Origin of the sequence: Haloarchaeobius iranensis (assembly GCF_900103505.1) — an archaeon.
GTDB classification, from domain to species: domain Archaea; phylum Halobacteriota; class Halobacteria; order Halobacteriales; family Natrialbaceae; genus Haloarchaeobius; species Haloarchaeobius iranensis.
The window spans coordinates 69,341-92,687 of the sequence record NZ_FNIA01000014.1; the positions used below are offsets into that span (position 1 = coordinate 69,341).

The 23,347-nt window shown below is 71.3% G+C and carries 20 protein-coding genes; 7 read left to right on the top strand and 13 right to left on the bottom strand.

All coding sequences use genetic code 11. The features are described 5' to 3' along the window. Positions 1-64: 64 nt before the first annotated feature. A complete protein-coding gene (locus BLT27_RS12785) occupies positions 65-997 on the bottom strand; it encodes an ABC transporter ATP-binding protein (protein WP_089734489.1) in 933 nt (310 codons plus the stop codon). Then, positions 994-2,130, bottom strand: a complete 1,137-nt coding sequence (locus BLT27_RS12790) for a FecCD family ABC transporter permease (RefSeq protein ID WP_089734533.1) — start codon at positions 2,128-2,130, stop codon at positions 994-996. Before BLT27_RS12790 ends, BLT27_RS12785 begins: the two co-directional genes overlap by 4 nt. Before the next feature lie 435 nt (positions 2,131-2,565). On the opposite strand from BLT27_RS12790, the gene BLT27_RS12795 reads away from it, so the two are divergent. The 3 genes from BLT27_RS12795 to BLT27_RS12805 all read left to right on the top strand — a co-directional run bounded on the left by BLT27_RS12795 (position 2,566) and on the right by BLT27_RS12805 (position 5,532). Next, positions 2,566-3,801 (top strand): ABC transporter substrate-binding protein, encoded by a 1,236-nt coding sequence (locus BLT27_RS12795; protein WP_089734490.1) that lies wholly within the window; start codon positions 2,566-2,568, stop codon positions 3,799-3,801. Then, positions 3,798-4,535 carry an FAD-dependent oxidoreductase gene (locus BLT27_RS12800; protein WP_089734491.1) on the top strand — a complete coding sequence of 246 codons (738 nt, stop codon included), beginning with the start codon at positions 3,798-3,800 and terminating at the stop codon, positions 4,533-4,535. The genes BLT27_RS12795 and BLT27_RS12800 overlap by 4 nt, the downstream gene beginning before the upstream one ends. Positions 4,536-4,608: 73 nt before the next feature. Next, positions 4,609-5,532, top strand: coding sequence for a DUF7551 domain-containing protein (locus tag BLT27_RS12805; RefSeq protein WP_089734493.1), 924 nt, complete (start codon positions 4,609-4,611; stop codon positions 5,530-5,532). Between the two features lie 123 nt (positions 5,533-5,655). Here BLT27_RS12805 and BLT27_RS12810 read toward each other — a convergent pair whose 3' ends face one another. The 4 genes from BLT27_RS12810 to BLT27_RS12825 all read right to left on the bottom strand — a co-directional run bounded on the left by BLT27_RS12810 (position 5,656) and on the right by BLT27_RS12825 (position 9,517). Next, positions 5,656-6,654, bottom strand: a complete 999-nt coding sequence (locus tag BLT27_RS12810; RefSeq protein ID WP_089734494.1) for a HEAT repeat domain-containing protein — start codon at positions 6,652-6,654, stop codon at positions 5,656-5,658. A 204-nt stretch (positions 6,655-6,858) separates the two neighbouring features. After that, the gene (locus BLT27_RS12815) at positions 6,859-7,815 is read right to left on the bottom strand and encodes an FAD-dependent oxidoreductase (protein ID WP_089734496.1); all 957 of its coding nucleotides are present in this window, start codon (positions 7,813-7,815) and stop codon (positions 6,859-6,861) included. Continuing rightward, a complete protein-coding gene (locus BLT27_RS12820) occupies positions 7,812-8,327 on the bottom strand; it encodes a DUF7552 domain-containing protein (protein WP_089734498.1) in 516 nt (171 codons plus the stop codon). The genes BLT27_RS12815 and BLT27_RS12820 overlap by 4 nt, the downstream gene beginning before the upstream one ends. Before the next feature lie 2 nt (positions 8,328-8,329). Further along, complete coding sequence (locus BLT27_RS12825) at positions 8,330-9,517, bottom strand: ABC transporter substrate-binding protein (RefSeq protein ID WP_089734501.1); 1,188 nt, start codon at positions 9,515-9,517, stop codon at positions 8,330-8,332. Positions 9,518-9,635: 118 nt separating this feature from the next. Here BLT27_RS12825 and BLT27_RS12830 point away from each other — a divergent pair, with 118 nt between their 5' ends. The 4 genes from BLT27_RS12830 to BLT27_RS12850 all read left to right on the top strand — a co-directional run bounded on the left by BLT27_RS12830 (position 9,636) and on the right by BLT27_RS12850 (position 16,458). Beyond that, positions 9,636-10,787: a hypothetical protein gene (locus BLT27_RS12830; RefSeq protein WP_089734503.1), complete on the top strand. Its 1,152-nt coding sequence runs from the start codon at positions 9,636-9,638 to the stop codon at positions 10,785-10,787. Positions 10,788-11,106: 319 nt separating this feature from the next. Continuing rightward, on the top strand, positions 11,107-11,577 hold the full coding sequence (locus BLT27_RS12840; RefSeq protein WP_089734507.1) for a redoxin domain-containing protein: 471 nt from the start codon (positions 11,107-11,109) through the stop codon (positions 11,575-11,577). Positions 11,578-11,920: 343 nt separating this feature from the next. Beyond that, positions 11,921-12,478 (top strand): helix-turn-helix transcriptional regulator, encoded by a 558-nt coding sequence (locus BLT27_RS12845; protein WP_089734509.1) that lies wholly within the window; start codon positions 11,921-11,923, stop codon positions 12,476-12,478. Between the two features lie 74 nt (positions 12,479-12,552). Beyond that, positions 12,553-16,458 (top strand): PAS domain-containing protein, encoded by a 3,906-nt coding sequence (locus BLT27_RS12850; protein WP_175526454.1) that lies wholly within the window; start codon positions 12,553-12,555, stop codon positions 16,456-16,458. Between the two features lie 9 nt (positions 16,459-16,467). On the opposite strand, the gene BLT27_RS12855 is transcribed toward BLT27_RS12850, so the two are convergent. The 7 genes from BLT27_RS12855 to BLT27_RS12885 form a co-directional block, all read right to left on the bottom strand. Then, entirely contained in the window at positions 16,468-17,001 is a 534-nt protein-coding gene (locus BLT27_RS12855) for a DUF7261 family protein (protein ID WP_245707746.1), read from the bottom strand. Continuing rightward, entirely contained in the window at positions 16,989-17,396 is a 408-nt protein-coding gene (locus tag BLT27_RS12860) for a DUF7262 family protein (RefSeq protein ID WP_089734514.1), read from the bottom strand. The genes BLT27_RS12855 and BLT27_RS12860 overlap by 13 nt, the downstream gene beginning before the upstream one ends. Beyond that, positions 17,389-18,084, bottom strand: a complete 696-nt coding sequence (locus BLT27_RS12865) for a DUF7263 family protein (RefSeq protein ID WP_089734516.1) — start codon at positions 18,082-18,084, stop codon at positions 17,389-17,391. The genes BLT27_RS12860 and BLT27_RS12865 overlap by 8 nt, the downstream gene beginning before the upstream one ends. Then, positions 18,081-18,551 (bottom strand): DUF7266 family protein, encoded by a 471-nt coding sequence (locus tag BLT27_RS12870; protein WP_089734518.1) that lies wholly within the window; start codon positions 18,549-18,551, stop codon positions 18,081-18,083. The genes BLT27_RS12865 and BLT27_RS12870 overlap by 4 nt, the downstream gene beginning before the upstream one ends. Further along, positions 18,544-19,287 carry a DUF7289 family protein gene (locus BLT27_RS12875; protein ID WP_089734520.1) on the bottom strand — a complete coding sequence of 248 codons (744 nt, stop codon included), beginning with the start codon at positions 19,285-19,287 and terminating at the stop codon, positions 18,544-18,546. The genes BLT27_RS12870 and BLT27_RS12875 overlap by 8 nt, the downstream gene beginning before the upstream one ends. Then, positions 19,284-21,188 carry a type II secretion system F family protein gene (locus BLT27_RS12880; protein ID WP_089734522.1) on the bottom strand — a complete coding sequence of 635 codons (1,905 nt, stop codon included), beginning with the start codon at positions 21,186-21,188 and terminating at the stop codon, positions 19,284-19,286. The genes BLT27_RS12875 and BLT27_RS12880 overlap by 4 nt, the downstream gene beginning before the upstream one ends. After that, positions 21,185-23,347: type II/IV secretion system ATPase subunit (locus tag BLT27_RS12885; RefSeq protein ID WP_245707748.1), on the bottom strand; the 2,163-nt coding region annotated here is incomplete at its 5' end. The genes BLT27_RS12880 and BLT27_RS12885, both read right to left, overlap by 4 nt.

The following is a 23,347-nucleotide window of genomic DNA, read 5'->3' on the forward strand; positions in this document are numbered from 1 at the left end:
TCACGGTCCGCGACGGACCGGGACAGGAACTCCTCGTGGCTGACGCGTTCGACCACCTCGCCGGTCACTCGTCGGCCTCCATCCGTGGCGGACGCTCGTGCACCGCGTCCGGCTCGTCGTCGTCGTGCCGGGCGCGAATCGGCTCGATTCGCGGCCCGCGTTCGGTCCGTTCGACCGCGGCGTCGATCTCGAACACCTCGGCGAGCAGCCCCTCGGTCACGACCTCCTCGGGGGTGCCCCGGGCGTGAATCTCGCCGTCCTTTAGCGCGACCATCCGGTCGGCGAGGCGGGCCGCCTGCTCGATGTCGTGGAGCACGACCACGACGGTGATGTCGCTCTCGTCGCGGAGCGTCTCGATGATCTCCATCACCTCGAGCTGGTGGTGGAGGTCGAGGAACGTCGTCGGCTCGTCCAGCAGGAGCACGTCGGTCTCCTGTGCCAGGACCATCGCGATCCAGACCAGCTGCTTCTGGCCGCCGCTGAGGCTCGCGACCTCGCGCTCGCGGAGGTGGTCGACGCCCGCGAGCTCGATGGCGCGGTCGACCGCGCGCTCGTCCTCGGCCGTGACCGTCTCGAAGAAGCCACGGTGCGGGTAGCGCCCGTGGAAGACGAGGTCCTCGACGCTGATGCTGCCCGGCGAGGTGCTCTCCTGTGAGAGCAGCCCCAGCTTCTTCGCCATCTCCTTCGTGCCGAACGACCGGATGTCCTGCCCGTCGAGCAGCACCGAGCCGTCGGTCGGCTCCAGCTGGTTGGCCAGCCCCTTCAGCAGCGTGCTCTTGCCGGAGCCGTTCGGGCCGACCAGTGCGGTCACCGCGCCCGGGGTGGCCGTCACCGTCTCGCCGTCGAGGACGGGCTCGTCGGTCGCCGGGTAGCCGAGCACCAGGCCCTCGCCGGCGAGTTCGCTGGTGTCCGGGGCTCTCGCCTCGTCGGTCCAGTCGGTTGCGGTCGCGCCGTCGGCCCGCACGGTCTCGTCGTCGGTACCGGTGTTCCGCTTCATATGTTCCCCAGCGCCTCCTGTTTACGCATCAGGTAGAGGAAGTACGGGCCGCCGACCAGGCCGGTGACGATACCAACAGGGATCTGACCGCGGCTGCCGAGCATCTGGAAGAACAGCCGGGCACCCACGTCGGCCGAGACGACGAGCGCCGGCCCGGCGAAGAGGCAGCCGACGACGAGCTTCTTGTAGTCGCTGCCGACGATGTTCCGGACCATGTGCGGGACGATGAGGCCGACGAAGCTGACGATACCCGCGACGGCGATGGTCGCGGCGGCCGCCAGCACGCCCACGCTCGAGAGCCCGAACCGGACCCGCTCGACGTTCATGCCGAGGGACTTCGCGGTGTTCTTGCCGAGCAGGAGGACGTTCAGCTGCCGCGCCCCCGCGAGGGCGAGCACGACCGCGAGGACGGACCACGGGAGCACCATCCGTATCTGTTCCCAGTCGGTGCCGATGAGCGAGCCGACGGTCCACGCACGGGCGGACTTCGCGACCGAGATGTCCTGCAGGAAGAAGAACATCCCCTGCTGGAGGGAGGTGAAGATGGTCCCGACGATGACGCCCGCGAGGACGAGTCTGACCGGAGAGGTGCCGTTCTTCCACGCGATGGTGTAGACGACGAGGAATGCGAGCGCCCCGCCGGCCGCTGCGATGAGTGGCAGGTAGAGCACCAGCCCCCCGAGGAAGACGAACGTCAGCAGGATGGCAGCCCCGGCCCCCGAGGAGACGCCGAGGATGAACGGGCTGGCGAGCTCGTTCCGCGTCACCGCCTGGAAGATAGCGCCCGAGACGGCGAGGTTCGCACCCACGAAGACGCCGACGAGCACGCGGGGCAGACGCATGTACCAGACGACGAGGTTGCTGTTGCTCATCTCGGGGAGTTCGTGCCCGAGCAGGAACGCCTTCCACACCTCGACGTCGAAGAGGACCCTCTGGTCGGTCAGCGATCGCCCCACTTCGGCGTAGCTCATCCGGAACGGCCCGTGACTTACCTGCACGATACCACTGACGACGACGAGGAGCGTGCTCAGAACCGCGAGACTGACGAGGTTCCGGTCGAACAGCCAGCCGAGGCGAGTCCCACCCGGAGTCGCAGTCCTGTCTGGTCCGACGCTCCGTTGCTCGTTGCTCATCGTGTCGTCCATCCCTCCTGTTCACGGTGACCTCCGCTGCGTCGTGCGTCCCATCTACGGTCCCATCGCCGCGCAGCGTGCACACGCGAGTCCGCCGGGTCGTTGACCATAGGGATTAGGCCTACCTAAAAAAATAAATGGCTTTCGGATTTTAGGCGGGCCGAAAGTTCACTCGAACGACGCGACGCTTCGGAGCCCGGGGGGTCACGAACTCGCCGACGGTCGTCGGTGTCCCCCGTCGTCACCACGGCGGCCACCAGCCGCCACCGCCGCCGGCCCAGCCGTAGCCGACCACGACGACGGAGTGGTTCCCGTACTCGTCCTTCGTGCTGGGGTGGTCCTCGACTCGACCGTGAGTGGACGGACGGGGAGCCGCCCGGTTTAGGCATGCCAAAAACCGAAGGCGTTATAACTTTTTAGGTTGGCCTAAACAGTATGACGAGCGACTGCAGTCACGACGGCCCGACGCGACGCGACTGTGTCAAGTACGGCAGCGCGGTGCTCGGCGGGGGGCTCCTCGCCGGCTGCCTCGAGGACGGTGACGCACCCGCGTCCGGGACGACGGGGACGGCCCTCGCGACGACCACGGGTACCACAGCCGAGGACGACTCTTACACGGCCCGCATGGCCCCTGCGGGCGGGGTCGAGTTCGACGCCGTGCCCGAGGACGTGTTCACGATACTGAACCACCACACCGACATGGTCCTCGCGCTGGGCCGCGGTGACGCGGTCAACGCGATGCACGCGCCGGGCTACATCGAGTCGCTGTACAGCAAGTTCCTGGCCCGGCTCGACGGCGTCTCCATCGACTGGACGGGGCTCTACTCCTCGTGGCCGCCCACGAAGGAACGGCTGTACGAGCTGGACAGCGATGTCCACCTCGCCGACCCCGCCAAGGTCGCGACCGCCGAGGGCTGGGACGCCGACGACATCGCGGAGGTCGCCGAGAACGTCGGTCCGTGGTTCGGCAACACCCTCAGCGGGAGCCACCAGGAACCGCCCGGGGACTGGGCCGACGAATACGAGTACTACGACCTCTGGGAGATCTTCGCCCGGGTCGCCGAGGTGTTCCAGGAGACCGAACGGTACGAGGCACTCGCCGCGGTCCGGCAGTCGATGCTGGCGACCGTCGAGTCGAACCGCCCGCCGGAGAGCGAGCGCCCGAGCGCGGCGCAGGTGCTCTTCTCGACCTCCGACGACGGCATGTGGGGGTACAAGCTGAACCACCCGGGCTACTACGCCGCCCACACCCGGCCCCTCGGTGCCGAGGATGCCCTGGCCGACGCCGTCGGCGAGGGCTACGGCGACGACGGTCGCAACATCACGCTCGACTACGAACTGCTGCTGGAGGCCGACCCCGACGTGCTGCTCGTGCTCGGCCCGATGTCCGCCTACCACGACATCGCGGAGATACGGAGCCGGCTGGAGAGCCACGCGGTCGCCTCCCAGCTCACCGCCGTCCAGGAGGGAAGGGTGTACACGCAGGGTGCCCGGCGGCAGGGCCCCATCCTCAACCTGTTCCAGACGGAGATGGCCGCCAAGCAGCTCTACCCCGAGCAGTTCGGCGAGTGGCCCGGCTACGTCGACGGCGAGCCCTACCCGGAGATCCCCGCCGAGGAGCAGCTGTTCGACCGCCAGCGGGTCGCCGACGTCATCGCGGGGGAGCCATGAGCAGCACCGTTCCATCCGACGTGGTCGTCGTCGGGGGCGGCGTCGCGGGCCTCACCGCGGCGACGTTCACCGCACGGCACGGGCTCGACACGCTCGTCGTCGACAGCGGCGAGTCAATCCTCCGGCGGAACGCCCACCTCGAGAACTTCCCGGGCTTCCCCGCGGGCATCAACCCGCGACAGCTGCTCGACCTGCTGGGCGAGCAGGCCGACGGCGCGGGTGCCGAGCGCCTCACGGCGACCGTCACCGCCGTCGAGACCACCGAGGACGGCTTCCACGTCGAGACCGACGACGACGACCGGTTCCACACCACCTACGTCGTCGCCGCGACGAAGAACGAGGTCGGCTACCTCGACGGCGTCGACGGCGTCGGCGTCGTCGACCGCGGCAAGACGTTCGTCGACACCGACGACCGCGGCCGGACCGGCGTCGACGGGCTGTACGCGGCCGGGCGGCTCGCCGAGAAGCCCCACCAGGCGGTCGTCTGTGCCGGCCACGGGGCCGAGGTCGCGGTGACGCTCCTCGAGGACGACGACCGGCCGTTCTACCACGACTGGGTGGCCACCGAGGGCTACTTCACCGACCGCGGCCGGGACCTGCCGCCGGGCTGCGAGGAGGTCGACGAACCGGAGCGCCGGGAGCGCGAGCGGGCGTCGCTCGAGACGATGCGGGAGCGCTTCGACGACGCACACCCCGACGACCAGGTGACGCACCCGAGTCTCCGGGAGGACTGACCACCGATGGCCACGAATCCGACGGCCGACCGCCGACCGGGCCGACGACGCCGCGGCCGGAGGTGACACGTCCGTGATCGGGACCACGCTCGGGGACATCCGCTCGCAGATCGAGGCCCTCGCGAGCGACGACGGCGCGTACTACCTCGCCTGTGCCCGGTACGGCGACCGACCGGTGCCCGCGGCCGGCCTCCGGTTCGAGAGCCGTGCCGTCGCACGGACCGCCGCCCGCGCCACCGAGCAGTACCGGGCCGCGCTCCGGCGGTACGACCCACGGCTCCCCTACTACGACATCATCGTCCGGCGCGACCCGACCGACACCGATGCCGCTCCGGCGGCGGACGCCGCCGTCGCCCGGGTCGACGAGGGTGGACCGACGCCGCGGTCCGACGCTGTCTTCGGGTCGTCGGGACGGGGCAGTTCGGCGCGCGTCGACTTCTGCCACCGCATCGCGGCGGCCGTGTTCGAGACGCTGTCGGAGGCCGGCCACGACCCGGTCGAGACCGCGGTGATGGACGCGTACCTCGACCTCGCGGAGACGGTCACGGACCCGGACGAGCTCTGCCTCTGCCTCCTCGAGAGCATGGCGAGCGAGGTCGAGCGCCGGCTCTCGCCCGCCGAGCAGGCCGCGGTCGTCACCGCCGCCGCGGAGCGGCTCCCGACCCCGGCGTCGACCGGGCATCCCGTGCCGACGACGCTGGCGTCGCTCGAACGGCGCGACCTGCTCGGCGGCCGTACGTGGAGCCCGCCTGCGGCCGTTCCCGGCACCGAGACGCGCTCCGTCGTCGTCCGCCTCTCGGAGTACGCGCTTCGGGCGCGCGACGGCCGCCTCCCGGTACTGCCCGTCGTCGTCGAGCTCGCGCGACGCGACCCCGAGCGAGTGCCCGCCTCGCTCGACGTGACCGACGGCGGCGACGGCTGGTGGCTCAGGGTCGTACTGGACCAGGACGAACGACCGAACGGGCTCGTCAACGCAGCCATCCGGTCGAGCCCGTAGTGTGCTGCTGTCCGGCCACGACACGAGGGAGACGGCGCGACCCGACCTCGAACGTCGCGAGCTGCTCGTCGGGGTCGGGGAATCGGCCGTGGAAGACCGTCCCCGCCCCCGGTCGGTCGCCGCTCACCGCGGTGCGCCACAGCCCGGACACATCGGCGGCCCGGCGTCGGGGAGCACGAGGCCGCAGTGCGGGCACTCGTCCTCGCCGGCCGGGCTCGTGATGGCGTCGACCGCGTCGGTGGTCGTCTCGCGGACGCCGTCGAGCGTCCCTACCCGGGCCGACGGGTCCGCCGCCGTCCCCGAGTCCGCATCGAGCGCGAACCGCGCCCGGTCGGCGACGAACGGCTCCCCGTCGTCGGCGAGGTCGTCGAGCGTCGCCGTCGGCAGCGCGTCCCGGTCGTGCCCCCGGGCGAGTACGCCGAGCGCCTCGGCCGCGCGGCCGCGGACCTGCGGACACTCGTCGTCGAGCCGCGCGACGAGTGCGTCCCTGACGGCGGCGAGCCGTTCGGGGGAGGCACAGCCGACCGCCAGGAGTGCCGTCGCGAGGTGGTAGCGCACGAGTTCGCGGTCGTCGTCGAGATGCTCGGCGAGCGACGACGCCTGGTGGCGGAGCCGGTCGGGGTTCCCCCGCGCGACGCACTCCAGCGCCTTCGCCAGCTTCTCCCGCACCGCGGGTTCGTCGAACGCGAGGCCGACGCGGAGGTCGGCGAGGACCGCGGGGGAGCCGACCGCGTCGGGGTGCGCCAGCGCGACGAGCCCGAGCGCCTCCGCCGACCGTGCCCTGACGTAGTAGAACTCCGCCTCGTCCGCGAGGCGTGCCGCGAGCGGGTCGACCACCGGGACCACCGCGTCGGGTGCCGCCCGTGCGACGGCGACGAACAGCTTCGCGGTCGTCAGCCGGACCGCTCGGTCCTCGTCGGTGAGGGCGGCCGCGAGGGGTGGAGCGACCGGTGCCACCAGCGCGGGGCGGTCGTCCGCGACCCCCTTCAGCGACCGACAGAACGCCTGCCGTCGCTCGGTCGGTGCGTACAGTGCCCGCTCGACTCTGGCGGTCGCGGCGTCCACGTCCCCCGCTTCGAGGCTGGCGGCGACGTCGTCCACCGTCGGTCCGGTCCCGTCCATATCCCGTGTTCGGCCGTGAGTAGTTCGGTGACGTACAAAAAACGCCTCACTCCTGTCGCGCGGTCAACCCGTGGCACTGCCGTCGTCGAAACCCATCCGGAGACGAACGGCCCGTGCGGAACCCGAACGAACGGCCTCCCTCGGACCGACTCCGCCGCCGAGCCCTGACTGCCGACGGCGTCGCGGGCCGTCGGTGAGAGCCGGTCAGTCGTCGGCTGCGCTCGCGTCCTGTGCCGCGAGGTACGACCGGATGTGCTCGTCGTCGAGGTGCTCCAGGAGCCGGTGCTGGGCCGCTTCGGTCCGGCGCTCGACCTCGTCCTCGTCGGTCTTCGTCCCGAAGGCACGGTCGAGGTAGGACTCGCGGAGGTCGGCGAACCGCTCGTCGTCGAGGTCGTGGTCGCCGGCCTCGGTCTCGAACCACTCGCGCCAGCGGTCCCGGTCTGCCCACTCGCCGGTGAACTCGCTCGCCTGCCGGAGCCAGTCGTAGCGCGCGGTGACGCCCTCCGGATAGCCCGCCGCACTGCGGTGGTCCGCGAGCAGCGCCCGGGCGACGTGGGCGCCGTTGCCGGCGGCGACGACGGCCTGTGCGCTGCGCGCGTCGGCGGGCGAGGCGACGTACAGCCCGTCGACCGGCGTCCGGCCGTCGTGGTCGGGGTAGTCGGGGTCGAACCGCTCCCGTTCCTCGCCGTGGTGCTCGTGCAGTTCGAACATCTTCCCGTCGTCCAGCGGTTCGAGGTAGGAGCCGTCGTACCAGGCCGCGGCGAGGACGTAGTCGGTCAGGACGCGCCGGTCGTCGGCCGTCTCGACGACGAAGCGGGCCTCGTCGGCGGCCGCAGCGACCGCGGCGGCGTCGCGTTCGCCGTCGGCCGGTCGGTCGACCGCCACCACCGAGTCCTCGACCCGGCGCGCACCCGCGGTCTCGACGTGGTCGGCGAGCAGCGCCTGGAACGTCCCCACGTCGATACCGGCGGGGAAGCCGGGGTAGTTCGAGAGGAACGCACAGCGGTCGAGCGCCGCGGCACCCCGGTCGAAGACGACCGTGTCGAGCCCGTACCGGGCGGTGAAGACGGCTGCGGACGCGCCGGCGGGCCCGCCGCCGACGACCACGACGTCGTGTCGCGGGAGGGGTTCGCCGCCGTCGTTCGATTCGTCCCCCGTCATCGTGGGTCGAGCCCCGATTCGAGCTGTCGCGTCACCAGTTCGTCGTCGAGCAGGGCCTCGGGGCCGGCGAGGTGGACGACCGGCCCGTTCTCCACCCGGAGCCACTCGTCGCAGCCCTCGCCGGTGAGCGTCACGGTCTGGCGCGACTCGGGGAGGCCGTTCTCGCGCCGACGGGCGGTGCGCTGGCGGACGCGGGTCAGGCTCCCGCCCGGTGCGTCGACGCTGCAGACCGCGAGCTCGTAGCGTTCGAGGCCGGGGTCGAGCCGCCGGAGGACCGCCCGGTAGCGCCGCGCGGCGTCGCGGGCGCGCTCGGCCTGCTCGAACGTCTCGAACGTCGCACCGTCGACGGGCTCCGGGCTGGTCCCGGTCTCGCGACAGGCGACCGCGAACGCGCCGCCCTCGCTGGCGAGGCGGTCGACGTTGTCGCGCTCGTGGCGGAGCGTCCGCTCGGGTGTCTCGTCGGATTCGGGGTGGTCGGCGGCTACCGTACCAGCCTCGGCCCGGTCGGCCATCCTCAGAGCTCCCCCGCGACGATCTCGGCGACGCGCTCCCGGTCGAACAGCGCTTCCTCGACGCCGTAGAGCTGGCGCGCGGTCCGCTCGGTCAGCACCATGTTCGTGATGGGCCCCTGATAGAGCCCGCCGGCGCGGTAGACGTCGCCGTTCTGGACCGCGGTGAGCTGGCTCGCCGTCGGGTGGTCCTGGAGGCTGGCGACGACGCTACTCCGGAACTCGCTCTCTGTCTTCGCCTCGTAGCCACGGAGCATGAGCACCTCGGGGTCGACCTGGAACAGCGTCTCGATGTCGATGCCGGCCCGGCTCCCGTGGAAGTCCCGGATGCCGGTGCTCGCGAGGGCGTCCCGGACTCGCAGGTCGCGAAGGTGCTTGAAGCCGGACCCCTCGCCGATGATGTACGGGTAGAACTCCTCGGGTGCCTCGCCCACACCCCACAGCACGGCGACCTCGGGCCGCTCGCCCTGTGTCGGCACGTGTGGTGCGAGGTTCGACCGGAACTCGTCGTGGACGGCCTCGAACGCCTCGTAGCGGTCGGTGCGCTGGAACACCTGCGCGAGCTTCTCGAACGCCTCGTAGAGACTGTAGTACCGGTAGTCCGAGTGCCACGGGTAGTGCTGGGCGTAGATGCAGTTGCCGAACAGGGGGGCGATCTGCGATTCGATCTCAGCCACGTCGCTCTCGTCCCAGCCGCTGTAGCGGTTCATGAGGAAGTTGGGGTCCATGACGTGCACGTCGGCGTCCAGGCTGTAGAGCAGCTCCTTGCTGACGCCGTCCTGGTAGAGGGACACCATGTCGCTCTTGTCGACGGAGACGCCGTCGATGCGGTCGTAGTACTGGGTGTGGTAGCGACCGGTCAGCCAGACTGCCTTCGGCGGCTCCAGGCCGAGGGCGACGCCCATGTCGGCCCAGCTCCCGTTGTTCGCGACCCACGTCTCGGGGGGACTCTCGAACTCGACCGACCCGACCGGCTCCATGGTGACGCTGTAAGAGCCGGTCGTCCCAGACGGCTCCTCGGTCGTGCCTGCCGTCGTCTCCGGGGGTGCGGTCGACGTGGGCTCCTCGGTCGGTGTGCCGCCGTCGGTCCCGGCGCCGTCGAGACAGCCGGCCAGCCCCATCGTCGCTGCGAGTCCAGCACCGGTGCCCAGGAAGCGCCGCCGCGTCGAACCGTCGTGCGAATCGTGGCTCATGTGGTTTAGGCTAGCCTAACAATTTAAATCGCTTTCGAATTTTAGGGAGGCCTAATCCGCTGGCTGGCGAACCGGCCCGGCACCACGACTTTGCCGAGGCCGGTCGAACCCTCCGTCCATGGCCGCAACCGTCTCCCGCTGGGCGCGCCGGTACGTCGGTGTCGCCGTCGGCTCCCTGCTCGCGTGGCAGGTCGGCCTGCTCGTCGGCGTCCCTCGCGGGACCGAGGTCGCGCTGGGGCTGTACGGCTTCGTGCTCCACGTCGTCTTCGGGAAGGCGTACTCGCTGGTGCCGTCGTACTTCGACCGCGAGCTCGTCGAGCCCCGCGCCGCGGCCGTCCAGCTGCCACTCACCGCCGTCGGGGTGGTCTGCCTCGCGCTCGCACCGCTGGCCGGGACGCCCGACGTCCTCGAACCGGTCGGCGCCGCGCTGTGGGCCGCCGGGGTCGTCGGCTTCGTCGGCGCGCTCGCGTGGACGGTGCGGGACAACCTCACCGGGGCGGAGACCGGCACCGGCGGCCCGAACGTCCACCGCGAGCGCGTCGACCGCGCCGCGAACGCCGTCGTCCCCGTCGCGCTCGCGTACCTGCTCGTCGGGAGCTACGCGACGCTCGGACTCGCGGGGGTCGTCCCGCCCGTCTTCGACGGCTACCCGCCGCGGACCACCCACCTGCTCGGGACCGGGACGGCGACCCTGCTCGTCTTCGGCCTCGGCGTGCGGCTCCTCCCGCGGTTCCTCGTCGCCGACCCGCCGAACGCCCTGGTGTGGGTCGTCCTCCCCGCGGGCGCGGTCGGTCCGGCGCTGCTCGCGGCGACCCTGCCCGCGGGTCCCTGGTTCCACCTCGCCGCAGTCGTCGAGACGGTCGCCGTCGTCGGCTACGCCGGCGTCGTCGGCACGCTGTTCGTCCGCTCGGACAACCGCCGGACCGCGCTCTACGGCGTGCTCCTCGGCGCGGTCGGGGGCGTCGCCGCCGTCGCGCTCGGCGCGTGGTTCGCGTTCGTCGGCCTCGACGGCGCGCTGATTCCGGCCCACCGTCGGCTCACCGTGGTCGGCGTCTCCCTGCAGTTCTACCCGCCGAACGTCGGACGCTGGCCGGGCTGTGACGACCGGACCGCGCTCGCGTCGATGGCGCTCCTCGCGGTCGGTGTCGCGGTGCAGGCGGCCGGGCTCGGGCTCGACGCGCCGGCAGCCGAGGCGAGTGGCGTCGTGCTCGCGCTCGTCGGGGGTCTCGGCTACGCGTATCTACTCGCTGGTGCGTTCGCGACGCGCTGACCGCCGTGGGACCAGCGTCCGACAGATGGTGGCCCGTGCTCCAGGACCCGCTCACGATTCGGCCGTCGTTTCGAAGCGGGACCGACGAGGGCTCGGTCTTCTCATAATCGAACGAGTCGTCTCCGGACACGGCTGGCGTGGTGCGGTGCAGCCCACGGACGACGGGACCCGGTTCGTCTTCACCGGTGTCGGTCGCGCGGCCGAAACGCCGGTGTCGTGAGGTCGGCCCCGGTCCGCGTCGACCGGAGCCCCAGTTCGGCCGCCGGTACCGAACATGTCTGGGCGGCCAGCCTTGTCGCCGGCGCCCGTAGCCGTCGGCATGGTAGCTACAGGCGACACCGTACCGACGTTCACCGCGACATACGGGACGAGCGACCACGAGCCGTTCGACCTCGCCGACCAGCTCGGCGACGGCCCGGTCGTACTCGCGTTCTTCCCCGGCGCGTTCACGCCCCCGTGTACGAACGAGATGGTCGCGCTGCAGGAGCACCACGACGAGTTCGCTGCGGCCGGCGCAACGGTGTTCGGCATCAGCGCCGACTCGCCGTTCTCGCAGGGCGCGTTCCGCGAAGAGCACGGCATCGAGTTCGACCTCGTGAGCGACATGGCAGGCGAGGCCATCGATGCGTACGGTCTGGCGATGGAAATCCCCGACCTCGGGCTGTACGGTGTCGCGAACCGTGCCGTTTTCGTGCTCGACGACGCGGGCACTGTCCGGTACGCCTGGGTCGCGGAGGACCCGACGACGGAGCCGGACTACGAGGCGCTCGTCGACGCGCTCCAGGACTGACGGGCATGACGGGGAGCCCCGCCGCGTCAGAGCGCTTCGCACATCCGACCTGACCGTCGCTCCGTACGCGGCCCCCGGAACACGCCGAACGCGACGGCAAGCACTGTGTGGACCGCCCGGTGGTTCGGCCGCGACCACAGCGCGCCGCGACCGCCGGTCGCTGTCCCACCCCGTCGTGCTCGCGCTCGTCGGTGCCGTCTCGCTCGGTGCCGGGTACACGGTCTTCCGCTCACAGCGGGCGAGGACGGCCGGGACCGACGACCAGCGGTCGTGACCCACCGCGAGCGGCCGGTAGTTTACAGTATGAGTAAACCTGAAGCCCCACGACGCCGTAGCCCGGTCCATGCCCGCGACCACCCCGTTCTCTGCCTCGCGCGTCGCTGACGTGGCGTGCGACCGTGGCGTCGACTCCGACCGCCTCGCCGACGCGCTCGCGACCATCCACGCCGACCTCGCCGAGGGCGGCGATGCCGTCAAGCGACACTACGACGACGAGTACGACCAGCCCTGGCACGCCACCGAGGACGGACTGGCCACGGTGCTCTTCATCGGCACGGACGTGTGGACCCAGCTGGGGGAGCGGCTCGACCTGCCCGCCGAGCTGCGCGACGCCGCGATGGCCGTCCACGCCGCGTTCGCACGGGACGTGATGGACGAGTCCGTCCCCGGCAGCGAGCCACTGGTCCTGCCGAGCAGTCGGGTCGCCTCGCTCGTCCGCGCCGGCCTCTCGCTCCGCCAGGCACAGGTGCAGGTGCTCCGGAACGAGGGGCGCTCCCAGCGGGCCATCGCCGACGCGCTCGGTCTCGACGTCGGGACGGTCAAGACCCACGCCTACCGCATCGACAGGAAGGTCGACGAGGCGCGGGCGTTGCTCGCTGCCGTCGACGACGGCGAGGACTGACCGGCTCGACCCCGGAGGACCTCACCGGGTGGCCGGAATCCATTAGCCCCGCCCGCCCGTAGCGAGTGGTAATCGTGACAGCGCGGTCATCGAACGAAGTGAAAGGCATCCGGGTGCTGTACGCCAGCGCCGACGATGGATTCAGGGGATTGGTGGAGACGAAGCTCTCGCGGGCCGACCCCGACATCGACTGTCTCACCGAGTCCAGTATCGAGGCGACGACCGAGCGGCTGCGCGCGGACGACGTCGACTGTGTCGTGACCGCCTACACGCTCGACGACGGGGACGGCATCGAGCTCACCAGGTCCATCCGCGAGGCGGGCGACGACTGCCCCGTGGTCCTGTTCACCGGCTCGGGCGACGAGACGCTCGCGAGCGAGTCGACACGGGCGGGCGTCTCCGACTACATCCCCCTCCGCGCAGACCGGGACGACTTCGACCTGCTCGCCCGCCGCGTCCGGACCCTCGTCGAAGCCGCACGGGAGCGCGCGGCCGCAGAACGCGCCCAGGGACGCTTCGAGCGGGCACTCGAACGGACGACCGACGCTGTCTACGCGGTCGATACGGAGTGGCGCATCGAGTACATGAACGAGCGGATGGCCGACCGGATCGACCGGGACCCGGAAACGGTGGTCGGCAAGGAGTTCTGGGCGGAGTTCCCCACCGTCGCCGGGACGGAACTCGCGGAGCGCTACCGCACCGCAATGGAGACCGGAGAGTCGGCGTCGTTCGAGCAGCACGTCCCCGAGCCGTACGACTACTGGGTCGAGGTGCGCGTGTTCCCGGACGAGGACGGTCTCACGGTGTTCTCCCGGGAGGTGACCGAGGAACGCGAACGCGAACGGGAGCTGGAGCGAAACGCGACCGTCCTCGAGAACATCAACGATGCCGTCCTCGTCGTCGACGCCGACGGGGTTGTGCAGTACGCGAACGCCGCGGTCAGGCGGGACGTGGAAACGTCTCTGGCGGAACAGCTCGAGGGGACGCCGGTCAGGCAGGTCGTCGAGGACCGGGTCGACGCGGCCGAAGCGGACCGGTTCACCGACGCCATCGACGAGGTCCTCCGGGGCGAGGAGGCCGACAGGGACGGGTCGAGACTCTCCGAGACGGACCTCCAGATCGACATCGAGAACAGCACCGGCACGCGAACCTACGACGTGCGGTTCACGCCGTTCGAAGGGACGGCGGGCCGACAGGTGCTCATCGTGGCGCGGGACGTCACCGACCGCAGCGCGGCCAGACGGCAGCTGGAGCGGGAACGCGACGCCCTGCAGGCGCTCCAGCGGGTCGTCGCCGACGGCACGGGCTCGGTCGACGAACAGCTCCGGGCGCTGCTGGACATCGGCCGACAGCGGCTCGGGCTCGACTTCGGGATCGTCTCCCGTATCGAGGACGAGAGCTACACCGTCCGTGCCGTCCGCGCCCCGGACGACGAGATCGAGTCCGGGGCGACGTTCCCGCTCGCGTCCACCTACTGCGAGGCGGTCGTCGCGGCCGAGGACGTCGTCTCCTTCGCCGACGCGGAACGCGTCGGGCGGGCGTCACACCCTGCCTACCGCGAGTTCGAACTCGAGTCCTACATCGGGTCCCCGCTCGTCGTCGACGGCGAGCGGTACGGGACGCTCAACTTCTCGGCCGCCGCGCCCCGGGACAGCCCCTTCGGACAGTTCGAACACGCGTTCGTCGAGCTGCTCGCCGAGCTCGTGAGCGCCGCGCTCGCTCGCGAACGCGACCGCCAGGACCTCGAACGCCAGCAGTTCCTCTTCGAACGGGTCCAGCAGATCGCCGACATCGGCATCTGGGAGTACGACCCCGCGACCGAGGACCTCAACTGGTCGGCCGGTGTCAGGCGCATCCACGGCGTCGACGACGGCTTCGAGCCCACGCTCGAGGACGCCATCGGCTTCTACCACCCCGACGAGCGCGAGCGTATCTCGGCGGCGGTCGACCGGGCCATCGAGGCCGGCGAGTCGTACGACCTCGACCTCCGCATCGTCCAGGCCGACGGCGAGGAACGGACCGTCCGAGCGTGGGGGGAGCCCGTCGAGACGCCCCAGCACGACCGGCCCATCCTCCGGGGCGTGTTCCAGGACATCACCGACCGCGAGCGACGGGAGCAGGAGCACCGGGCACTCGCGGAGGAGTACGAGGCGCTGCTCGACACCTCCGGCGACGCCATCTTCCTCCTCGACGTCGACCAGTCGGAGACGGACCCGACGTTCCGGTTCAGGCGACTCAGCGACGGCTACGAGTCACAGACAGGTATCACGACCGCGGACGTCCGTGGCCAGACCCCGCGCAAGGCCTTCGGGCCCGAGCAGGGGCCCGAGCTCGAGTCGAACTACCGCCGTTGCGTCGAGCAGCGCGAACCCGTCTCCTACCGCGAGGAGCTGTCGCTCGCGCCCGACGCCCGGTTCTGGGAGACGACCCTCGCACCGGTCGTCGTCGACGACGAGGTGGTCCGCCTCGTCGGTATCGCGCGGAACGTCACCGAGCAGGTCGAGCGCGAGCGCGAACTCGAGGCGACGAACGAGCGGCTCGAATCGCTCATCGAGGCCACCCCCCTCACCATCATGGAGCTCGACGAGGACGGCGAGGTCGTCCTCTGGAACGACGGCGCCGAGGAGATGTTCGGCTGGACGAGCGAGGAGGTGCTGGGCGAACCCAACCCGATGATCCCCGAGGGCAAGCAGGCCGAGTACACCGACCACCGCCACCGCGCGTTCGACGGAAACGCCATCCGGGGCAAGGAGGTCCGCCGCGAGACGAAAGACGGCGACGTGCTGGACCTGCTGCTGTCGGTCACGCCGATCACGGACGCCGACGGCGAGGTCACGAGCGTGCTGGCCGTGCTCGAGGATATCACCGAACAGAAACGGCTGGAGCACAGCCTCAGGGCGCTGCAGGAGACCGGCCAGCGTCTCAGCAGCGCCCAGTCGGTCGAGTCCATCGGGGAGATCGCCGTCGAGGCAGCCGTCGAGGTGCTCGGCTTCCATAACACGGGCATCTGGCGGCACGACGAGGGGGACGACGTCCTCGTCCCGCTGGCCGTGAGCGACGCCGCGGAGCAGGCGTTCACGACCCTCCCGCGACTCGCCCGGGGCGAGGGGCTGACCTGGCAGGCGTTCGAGGCCGACGAACTGCATCGCTACGAGGACGTCAGCGGCGAATCCGCGGTGTACAACCCGGACACCGACATCCAGAGCGAGATGCTGGTCCCCCTCGGCGAGCACGGCGTCCTCGTCACGGGTGTCACCGAACCGGCCGCGTTCTCGGACACGGACGCGGACCTGTTCCGCATCCTCGGTGCGACCGTCGAGACGGCCCTTGACCGGGCCACGCGCGAGGCGACGCTCCAGCGACAGAACGAGCGCCTCGACCAGTTCGCCAGCGTCGTCGCCCACGACCTCCGGAACCCCCTGACCGTCGCGATGGGCTACCTCGACGTCGCCGCCGAGACCGGCGACCCGGAGCACTTCGAGGAGATAGAACTCGCCCACGACCGGATGGAGCGTCTCATCGAGGACCTCCTCACGCTGGCCCGCGGCGAGACGACGGTCGAGGCGAGCGAACAGGTCGACATCGCGGCGGTGGCGACCGAGGCCTGGGGCTACGTCGACACCGACGAGGCGACCGTCGGTATCGCCGCCGACGTCCCCGTCGTGACCGGCGACGCCGGCCGGCTGACGCAGCTGTTCGAGAACCTCTTCCGGAACGCCGTCGAGCACGGCGGCGAGGACGTCGCCATCACCGTCACGCCGCTCGCGGACGCCGACGGCTTCGCCGTCACCGACGACGGCGAGGGCATCCCGCCCGAGCGGCGCGACACCGTGTTCGAACACGGGGTCACCACCAACGAGGGGGGGACCGGGTTCGGCCTCGCCATCGTCGAGGATATCGCCGGAGCCCACGGCTGGACCGTCGCCGTGACCGAGGGGGACGACGGCGGCGCACGCTTCGAGTTCCGGTTCGCGGAGTAGACCCGGCCGTCACCCCACGACTGGTACGACTACCGTCACCGCCGACACGCCCTCCCGCGTCGTCACCGTCAGGTCGACAGCGACCGCGAGCACCGTCGTCTCCCCGGCGCGCTCCTGGACGACGGTGCCGTCGATGGCCTCGCAGTCGCCGAACTGCCGGTCCGGTCCCGACGGACAGCGCTCGGCCGCCCACGTGGCCGCCGCCGAGTCGTTCACCCGCACCTCGTAGGCGATGCCCTCGGCGACCCGCGAGCCGTCCAACGTCCGGAAGCGTGGGTCGAGCGTCTCCCGAACGCCGTCGGCGACCGCCCCGCGCTCGCGCCACGGCCGGCCGGTCGCGTCGCTGCCGGCCTCGTGGACGGCGCGTTCGAGCACGCGGACGCCGTCGCGGACCGGGCTCGCCGAGTCCTCGCTCGCATCGACGTCCGGATGGGACCCCAGCTGGAGGTACGCGAACGTCAGCGGCAGCAGCGCGACGGCGACGACACCCGCCGCGGCGAGCACGAGCTGTGCGCGTCGCGAGCACCGGATCACACGTACCACACCCGTATCGTCACCTCGCCGTGGCCCGTGGGCACCGTCGCGACACCCACCGAGACTCCGGCTGGGACGCGGTAGCCGACGGAGCCGTGGGGCGTCTCGACGCGGTAGAGCAGGTTGTCCGGGAGGATGCGTTCGACGCGGCGCTCCAGCGCGGCCCGTTCCCGTTCGAAGGAGGCCTCCGACCGAGCGACCTCGGAGAGCCGGGTCGCGCCCCCGTGGCGCGGCGGCTCTCCGGCGAGCACCGTCGCCGCGTCGCTCGCGTAGGTGTCGAGCTGTGCCTCCGTCGTGTCGCCGTCGGCGACCGGCAGGGCGAACGTGGCGACCACCGCGAGCACCAGGAGCACGCCCACCCCCGCCTCCACGGCCGGCAGCGACAGCTGCGCGCGGTCAGTCATCGACGGTCACCACGAGCAGCGCCTTGATCGTCCGCGTCGGGTAGTAGGTGAGCGCCACGCTGCCGGTGGGGAGCGTGCCGTTCGCGTCGAACGCGAGCGTGGTCGTCTCGAAGCGCGAGACCGAGACCGTGACGTTCCCCGTCAGGCCAGCGGGGTCGTAGGCGACGACGCGACCGTTCGCTCGAACCGTCGTGAGCCGCGTTCCCGTCGGCGGGTCGATGGCCAGGGTGACGCGGTCGGTCCGTCGCGGGAGCGTGACCGAGTCCCGGTCGAGGTTCGGCGTGGTCGTCGCCGACTCCTCGCGTTCGACGAGGACGAGACGACGGACCGTGCTCCCGCCGGTCACGTCGCCGGTCCGTGCGACCGTCTCGCCGTCGAGCCTGACGCGCACGTCCCGTCCCTCGACCACCGGGAACGAGGCGGCGAGCGCGGTGCCGTCGAGGTCGTCCACCGCGCTCTCGTTCAGCACGTTGGCGCGGGTGGTCAACGGTCCATGGCTGGCGACCAGCCGGTCCGACAGCGAACTCGCGAGCCGACGTTCGCCCGGGTCGCGGTCCGCGCCGGCGAACGCACCGTCTGCGACGACGAGCGCGACGCCGAGGACGGCCGTCAGTGCGAGCAGCGCCACGGCGAGGGCGACGAGGTTCGCCTGCCCGCGGTCGGTCGACGGGGTGGCGGACCCGGTCACGACGCGTCACCCCGCTCCAGTCGGACCACCAGCCCCGCGTCCGTCCCCTCGACGACGACGAACGCCTCGGCCGTGCTCGACCACGACCCCTCGACCTGAGCGACAGCGGCGGGGACCGCGAGCGTCGTCTCGCCCGCGACGTTCGGATCCGGGTGGTCGAGCACGAGGGTCCGGCCGTCCGTCCGGACGTGGTAGGGCTCGCCGCGGATGGTCCGGGGCAGCTCGACCCGTCGGCGCACGTCGACCGCCGTCGCCGTTCCCGGCGGTACCGCGTCCTCGACCTCCTGTGTCGCACCGGCGAGGGTGCGGTCCGCCAGCTCGTCGCCCGCAGCCGACCTGAAGTCGGGGACGACACCCCCGTACAGCGTCGTCGACAGCAGTCCGATGTAGAGGACGACGACGCTGATCTCGAGGGCCTTCCCGACGACGGGCGAGACGCCGCGCCGGTCCGGGTGCACGTTACCCATTGCCCACCTCCAGGTGGAGCGCGTGGACCACCAGATACGCCGTGCGCTCGTTCGGGAACGTCGCGACCACGCTGTCGACGCCGTCGCCGTCGAGATCGCGGTCGGTGACGGTCGCCCCGAGGTCGCGGAAGTACGAGCGCCACGCCGCGGGGGTCTCGGTCTCGATGGCCACCCGATACGTACCGGCCCCGAGCGTCCGGCGGTCGTGCGTGACGTTCGTTCGGAGCCGGACGGGCTCGCCGGCGAAGCTGACGGTTCGCCGGTCCGCGCCGAGCGTCGCGACGCCCACGACGAGCACCTCGCCGTCCGGGCTCGCGACGACCGGCGGCTCGGTGACGAGCCGTGCACCACTCCCCTCGCCCCTGACGACGCCGCCCGCGAGGAACGCCACCCGGTGCCCGTCGGTCTCGTAGACCAGCGCGTCCGCCTCGAGGCGGGCGACGGTGCCGGACTCGTTGAGCACTCGCAGGTCCCGGGCGACGGTCCGGAGCTGGCCGTCGGTCGCCCGTACCGTCCCGACGTGTTCGCCCGTCACCTCGACGGGGCGGAGTGCGTCGTCGACGTCGTCCCCGACCCTGGCGGCGTCGGCCGCACCCGTCCCGGCGTCGACCGCGAGCCCGATGCTCGCGGTGAGGACACCGAGAGAGACGACCGTGATGCCGAGCAGGAGCGCGACGCCGACGACGTTCGACTGGGCGCGGCCGGAGCCAGCGTGCGACGGCGGCTGACCCGTCATATCATGCCCGCCCCCCTGAACACGACGTGTGCCACGAGCACCAGCAGCCCGGACTGCAGCAGCGCGTCGTACCGGTCACGGTTGGCGACCCCGGCGAACCAGCCGCTGGCCAGCATCGTACACTGGGTGACGACGTAGAAGCGGTAGTGCTCCCGTCCAACGTCGACCGCGTCCGAGTCGAGGACGAAGCCGGTGCCGGGCGTCGAGACGGCCGACAGCTGGGCGAAGCTGTCGAGCACGTAGCCGTTGACCGCGACCATGATGCCGACGACGAGCAGCGCGACGGTCCAGCCGACGGCGACGTAGACGAGCATCGCGTTCCGGAGCGACTTCTTCTCGTGGTAGAGCCGCCCGACCTCGGTCTGGAGCGTGTCGAACACCGTCTCCACGTCGCTGCCGGCGTCGAGCGCGCCCGTCACCAGGCCCATCGTCTGCTCGGCCAGCGGCGTCCCGACACGGTCGACGAACCGCTGGAGTGCGGCCGCCCGAAGGTCGCCGTCGCGGGTCGTCAGTGTCGCGTTGAACGCGAGGTCCGCGACGTCCTCGTCGAGCGGCCCGAGGTCCACGTCGCGAGCGACCAGGTCGACGGCCGCCGCGAACGGTCGGCCGAGCGCGACGTGCCCCGAGACGGCGTGGACGAAGTCCTTAATCTCGCGGTCCTTCGCGTCGTCGAGACGGGCACGCCGTGTGGCGACCAGCCCGACGGGCACGGCGTAGGCGACGTAGCCGAGCAGCACCGCGGCGACGACGCGCTCGCCCGCCGTGAACACGATGAGCGCGAACAGCACGGCCGGAAGTGCCCAGACGACCGCGGCGCTCGACGGGTTCGTCGTGGCGGTCCCCAGCACGTCGAGGAGGCCTGCCGGCCGCCGGTAGGAGGGACGCCCGGTCGGCGGTCGCAGGCTCGCGACGAGTGCGGCCGCACAGGCCCCGACGGCCAGGACGAAGCCGCCGGAGCCGTAGACGAGCAGCGCGCGCGGCGTGACCGGCCCGAGCGGCGTGCTCGCCGGCTGGTTCAGCCCCGGCGTGAGCACGCTCATCACCGTGAGGACGATGACGAGCAGCGCCGGGAGCACCAGCAGGACGATGAACAGCTCGGCGAGCAGTTCGAGGAACCCCTCGGCGCGGTTCCGGTCGCGGGACTGGCGGTGGCCGAGCATCCGCGCCTCCATGCGCAGGTAGCTCGTCAGTTCGGCCGAGCCCTGGTCGGCGTGCTCGCGGAACTTCAGGAGGAACGGGGCGAGCGCGTCCCGCGACGGCGTGTCGCGGGCGACGATTCTGAGCCCGTCGTCGAGGCTGCCGGTCAGTTCGGCCTTGTTCAGCACCGTGCGGCAGGCGACGGCCGTCTCGCCGTACGCCTCGCGGTTGGCCGCGACCTTCCGGAGCATCTCGCGTTGGTCGTCGCTCCCCGTCGAGAGTGCACGGAGGTACCGGACTGCCCCGGGCAGGGTCGCCTCGATGGCTGACCGTCGGGCCGCAGCGAGCCACGCGAGGTACCGCCCACCGAGCAGCCGGCTGCCGAGTTTCGCCGCCGCGGCGACGAGCAGGCCGACGGCGGCCGCGACCGCCGTCTCGGAGACCACCGGGACCGTCCCGGGGGCGAGCAGGGGAAGCCCGGTCTGGACGAAGTCCGCGATCCCGCGAAGCGTCGTCGCCCGCAGCGACAGGGTCAGCGCGGCCCCGACGAGGAACCCGAGCGCCGCCGCGAGCCACGACAGCGCGTAGAGACGAGAGACGTACAGGTCGAACGGTACGTGCAGGTCCGTCGCCCGGTAGCGGTCCCGGTCGCCGTCGTGGCGCGACCGGTCGGCGTGTCGCGAGAACAGCGCGTAGCAGACCCGGTCGAGGAGCGCGTCGCGGTTCGCGCCGAGCGTCGGGCGGTCGTCGTCGGAGAGGCTCACGCTCCCCTCCCCGCACCGATTCGCTCGACGGTCGCCTGCTCGTCGGTCCGCAGGTCAGAGAGGAACGAGAACAGCTCCTCGAAGTCGTCGACCCCCTCGCGGACCAGGTACTCCACGTAGCGGTGTTTGCGGTGGAACTCCCGCTCGACCGCCTCGGTGGGCCGGTCCGTCCGGTCGGCGAGGCGTTCGAACAGGTCGACGCCGCAGCGACGGTTCTCCACGTCGTGGACCGCCGGGTGTGCGTAGTCGAACCTGAACTCGCCCTCGACGGTGCGCTCGAAGATGGCGTTCCAGTACACCGTCGTGCCGTGCTTCTCGACGACGCCACAGCGCCCGCTGCAGGCACGGTAGCGCTCCTCGTCGACGAACTCCACTGCGCTGCCGACGTAGCGCTCCCCGTCGACGCGCTTCGGGAAGACGACGAGGTCGAGCTCGCGGAGCAGGTACGGCGGGAGCCCCTGCTCGACGACGCGGTTGACGAGCTTCTCGACGTTCTCGGCGTGGGTTGTACCCAACAACCCATGTCCAGTGTTGAGGCTCTCGGCGAACGTAGAGAACGACGCGGGCGTGTTGATCTCCGCGATGACCTCCACGTCGGGGTTGAGGTAGTTCGCTTCCGTCATCAGGTCGGCCATCGTCACCGCCTTGAACTCGTCCTCGTGGTCGCGGGTCGTCAGCGAGATGCCTGTCTCGTGGGGGAGCCTGACCTCCCGGCTACCCTCGTCAATGGAGATGGGGCGGTCGTCGAACGGGACGAACGGCATGTGCGCGTTCATCAGCGTCGTCTTCCCGACGCCGGTGGGCCCGGAGAACAGCACGACGCCGTGGTGCTCGTACAGCATCCACAGCACCGTGACGAGGTCCGCCGTGAGGCTGCCGCCGTCCACGAGGTCCACGGGCGTGAGGGCATCGGGTGCCTGCTTCCGGATGGAGATGTGCGGGCCGTCCTCGGAGATGACCGGGAGCGCGACCGCACACCGGATGGTCACGCCGTCGTCGACCTCGCCCGGGCTGAGGTTGACCTTCGCCGAGGGGTTCGAGGCGTTGAGCTCCGCGCCGTCGGCCGCCGCGAGCTGGGTGACGACGTTGACGAACGCCGACTCCCGCTCGAAGGTGAGGTTCGTCGGGATGCGCCCGTCGTGGCCCACGTCGGTCCGGGGGACGACCTTCACGCGCTCGCCGACGCGGTTCGCCTCGATGTCCTCCAGGTTCGGGTCGCGGATGGGGACGGTGAGCTGGCCCTCGCCCACGTAGTCCCGGAGGACGTAGTAGACGAGGTCGGCGAGCCGGCCGTCCTCGTAGCGGCCGTCGACCGGCGGTACGCCGAGCCCGGTGTCCGCGAGCACGCTGCGCACGCGGTGGCGGGTCGCGTCGAACCACGCGCTCGCGTTCCGGGCGGTGAGTCTGCGGGCGAGCAGCTGCTCCGCCCGCTCGCGGACGAACTCGGTGCTGTCCTCGACGACCTGCTCGACGTTCGTCTCCCAGATGCGCTCTTTCGCCTCCGCGAGCAACTCCTCGTCCCCCGGCAGCAGCCCGGGCTCCCGAACCGCGTACTTCGTCGCGAACGCGTCGTGACCGAGCAGTCGTTCCCGGTAGAGTACGACCGGAATCGAGAAGCCGCGGAACGGCACCCGGTACGTCGTCAGTCGCTCGCTCGCCACGCGGTCCAGGAAGCGCACGTCCGCCGGGAACTCGGTCTCAGCCGGCGCGAAGTCCGTGGTGTGGACAGAGAGCCGGTCCTCGGCTGGGTCGGCGACCTCGACGCGCTCGTCGAGTGCGAGCGGCGTCACCGCGCCGAGACAGCCAACGTCCCGCCGCGCGTAGTACCGGAGTCGCCGTCGCGACTCCGGACTCCCCTCGAGGAGCTGGTCGAGAGCCGCGCGATACTTCGGCCGTAGCCCCGTCTCCATCCGCGAGACGGTTCCCTCGCGGGTCCGCGGCCGGCGCAGGTTCGCCGCCGAGAAGTGCTCGCGGATCTCCTCGAGTGTCGCCTCCTCGTCGGGCGTCAATGACGGCTCGCGCACGTCGTACGTGAACCCCTCGCCCGTCTCGGCGACGGTCGCGACCACGTCGCCGTGGACGGTGTAGTGGTCCCGCACGTCGGGTGCGTACCAGGCGTCCGGGTCACCCGGTGGGATGGGCGGCGGGACACGCCCGTC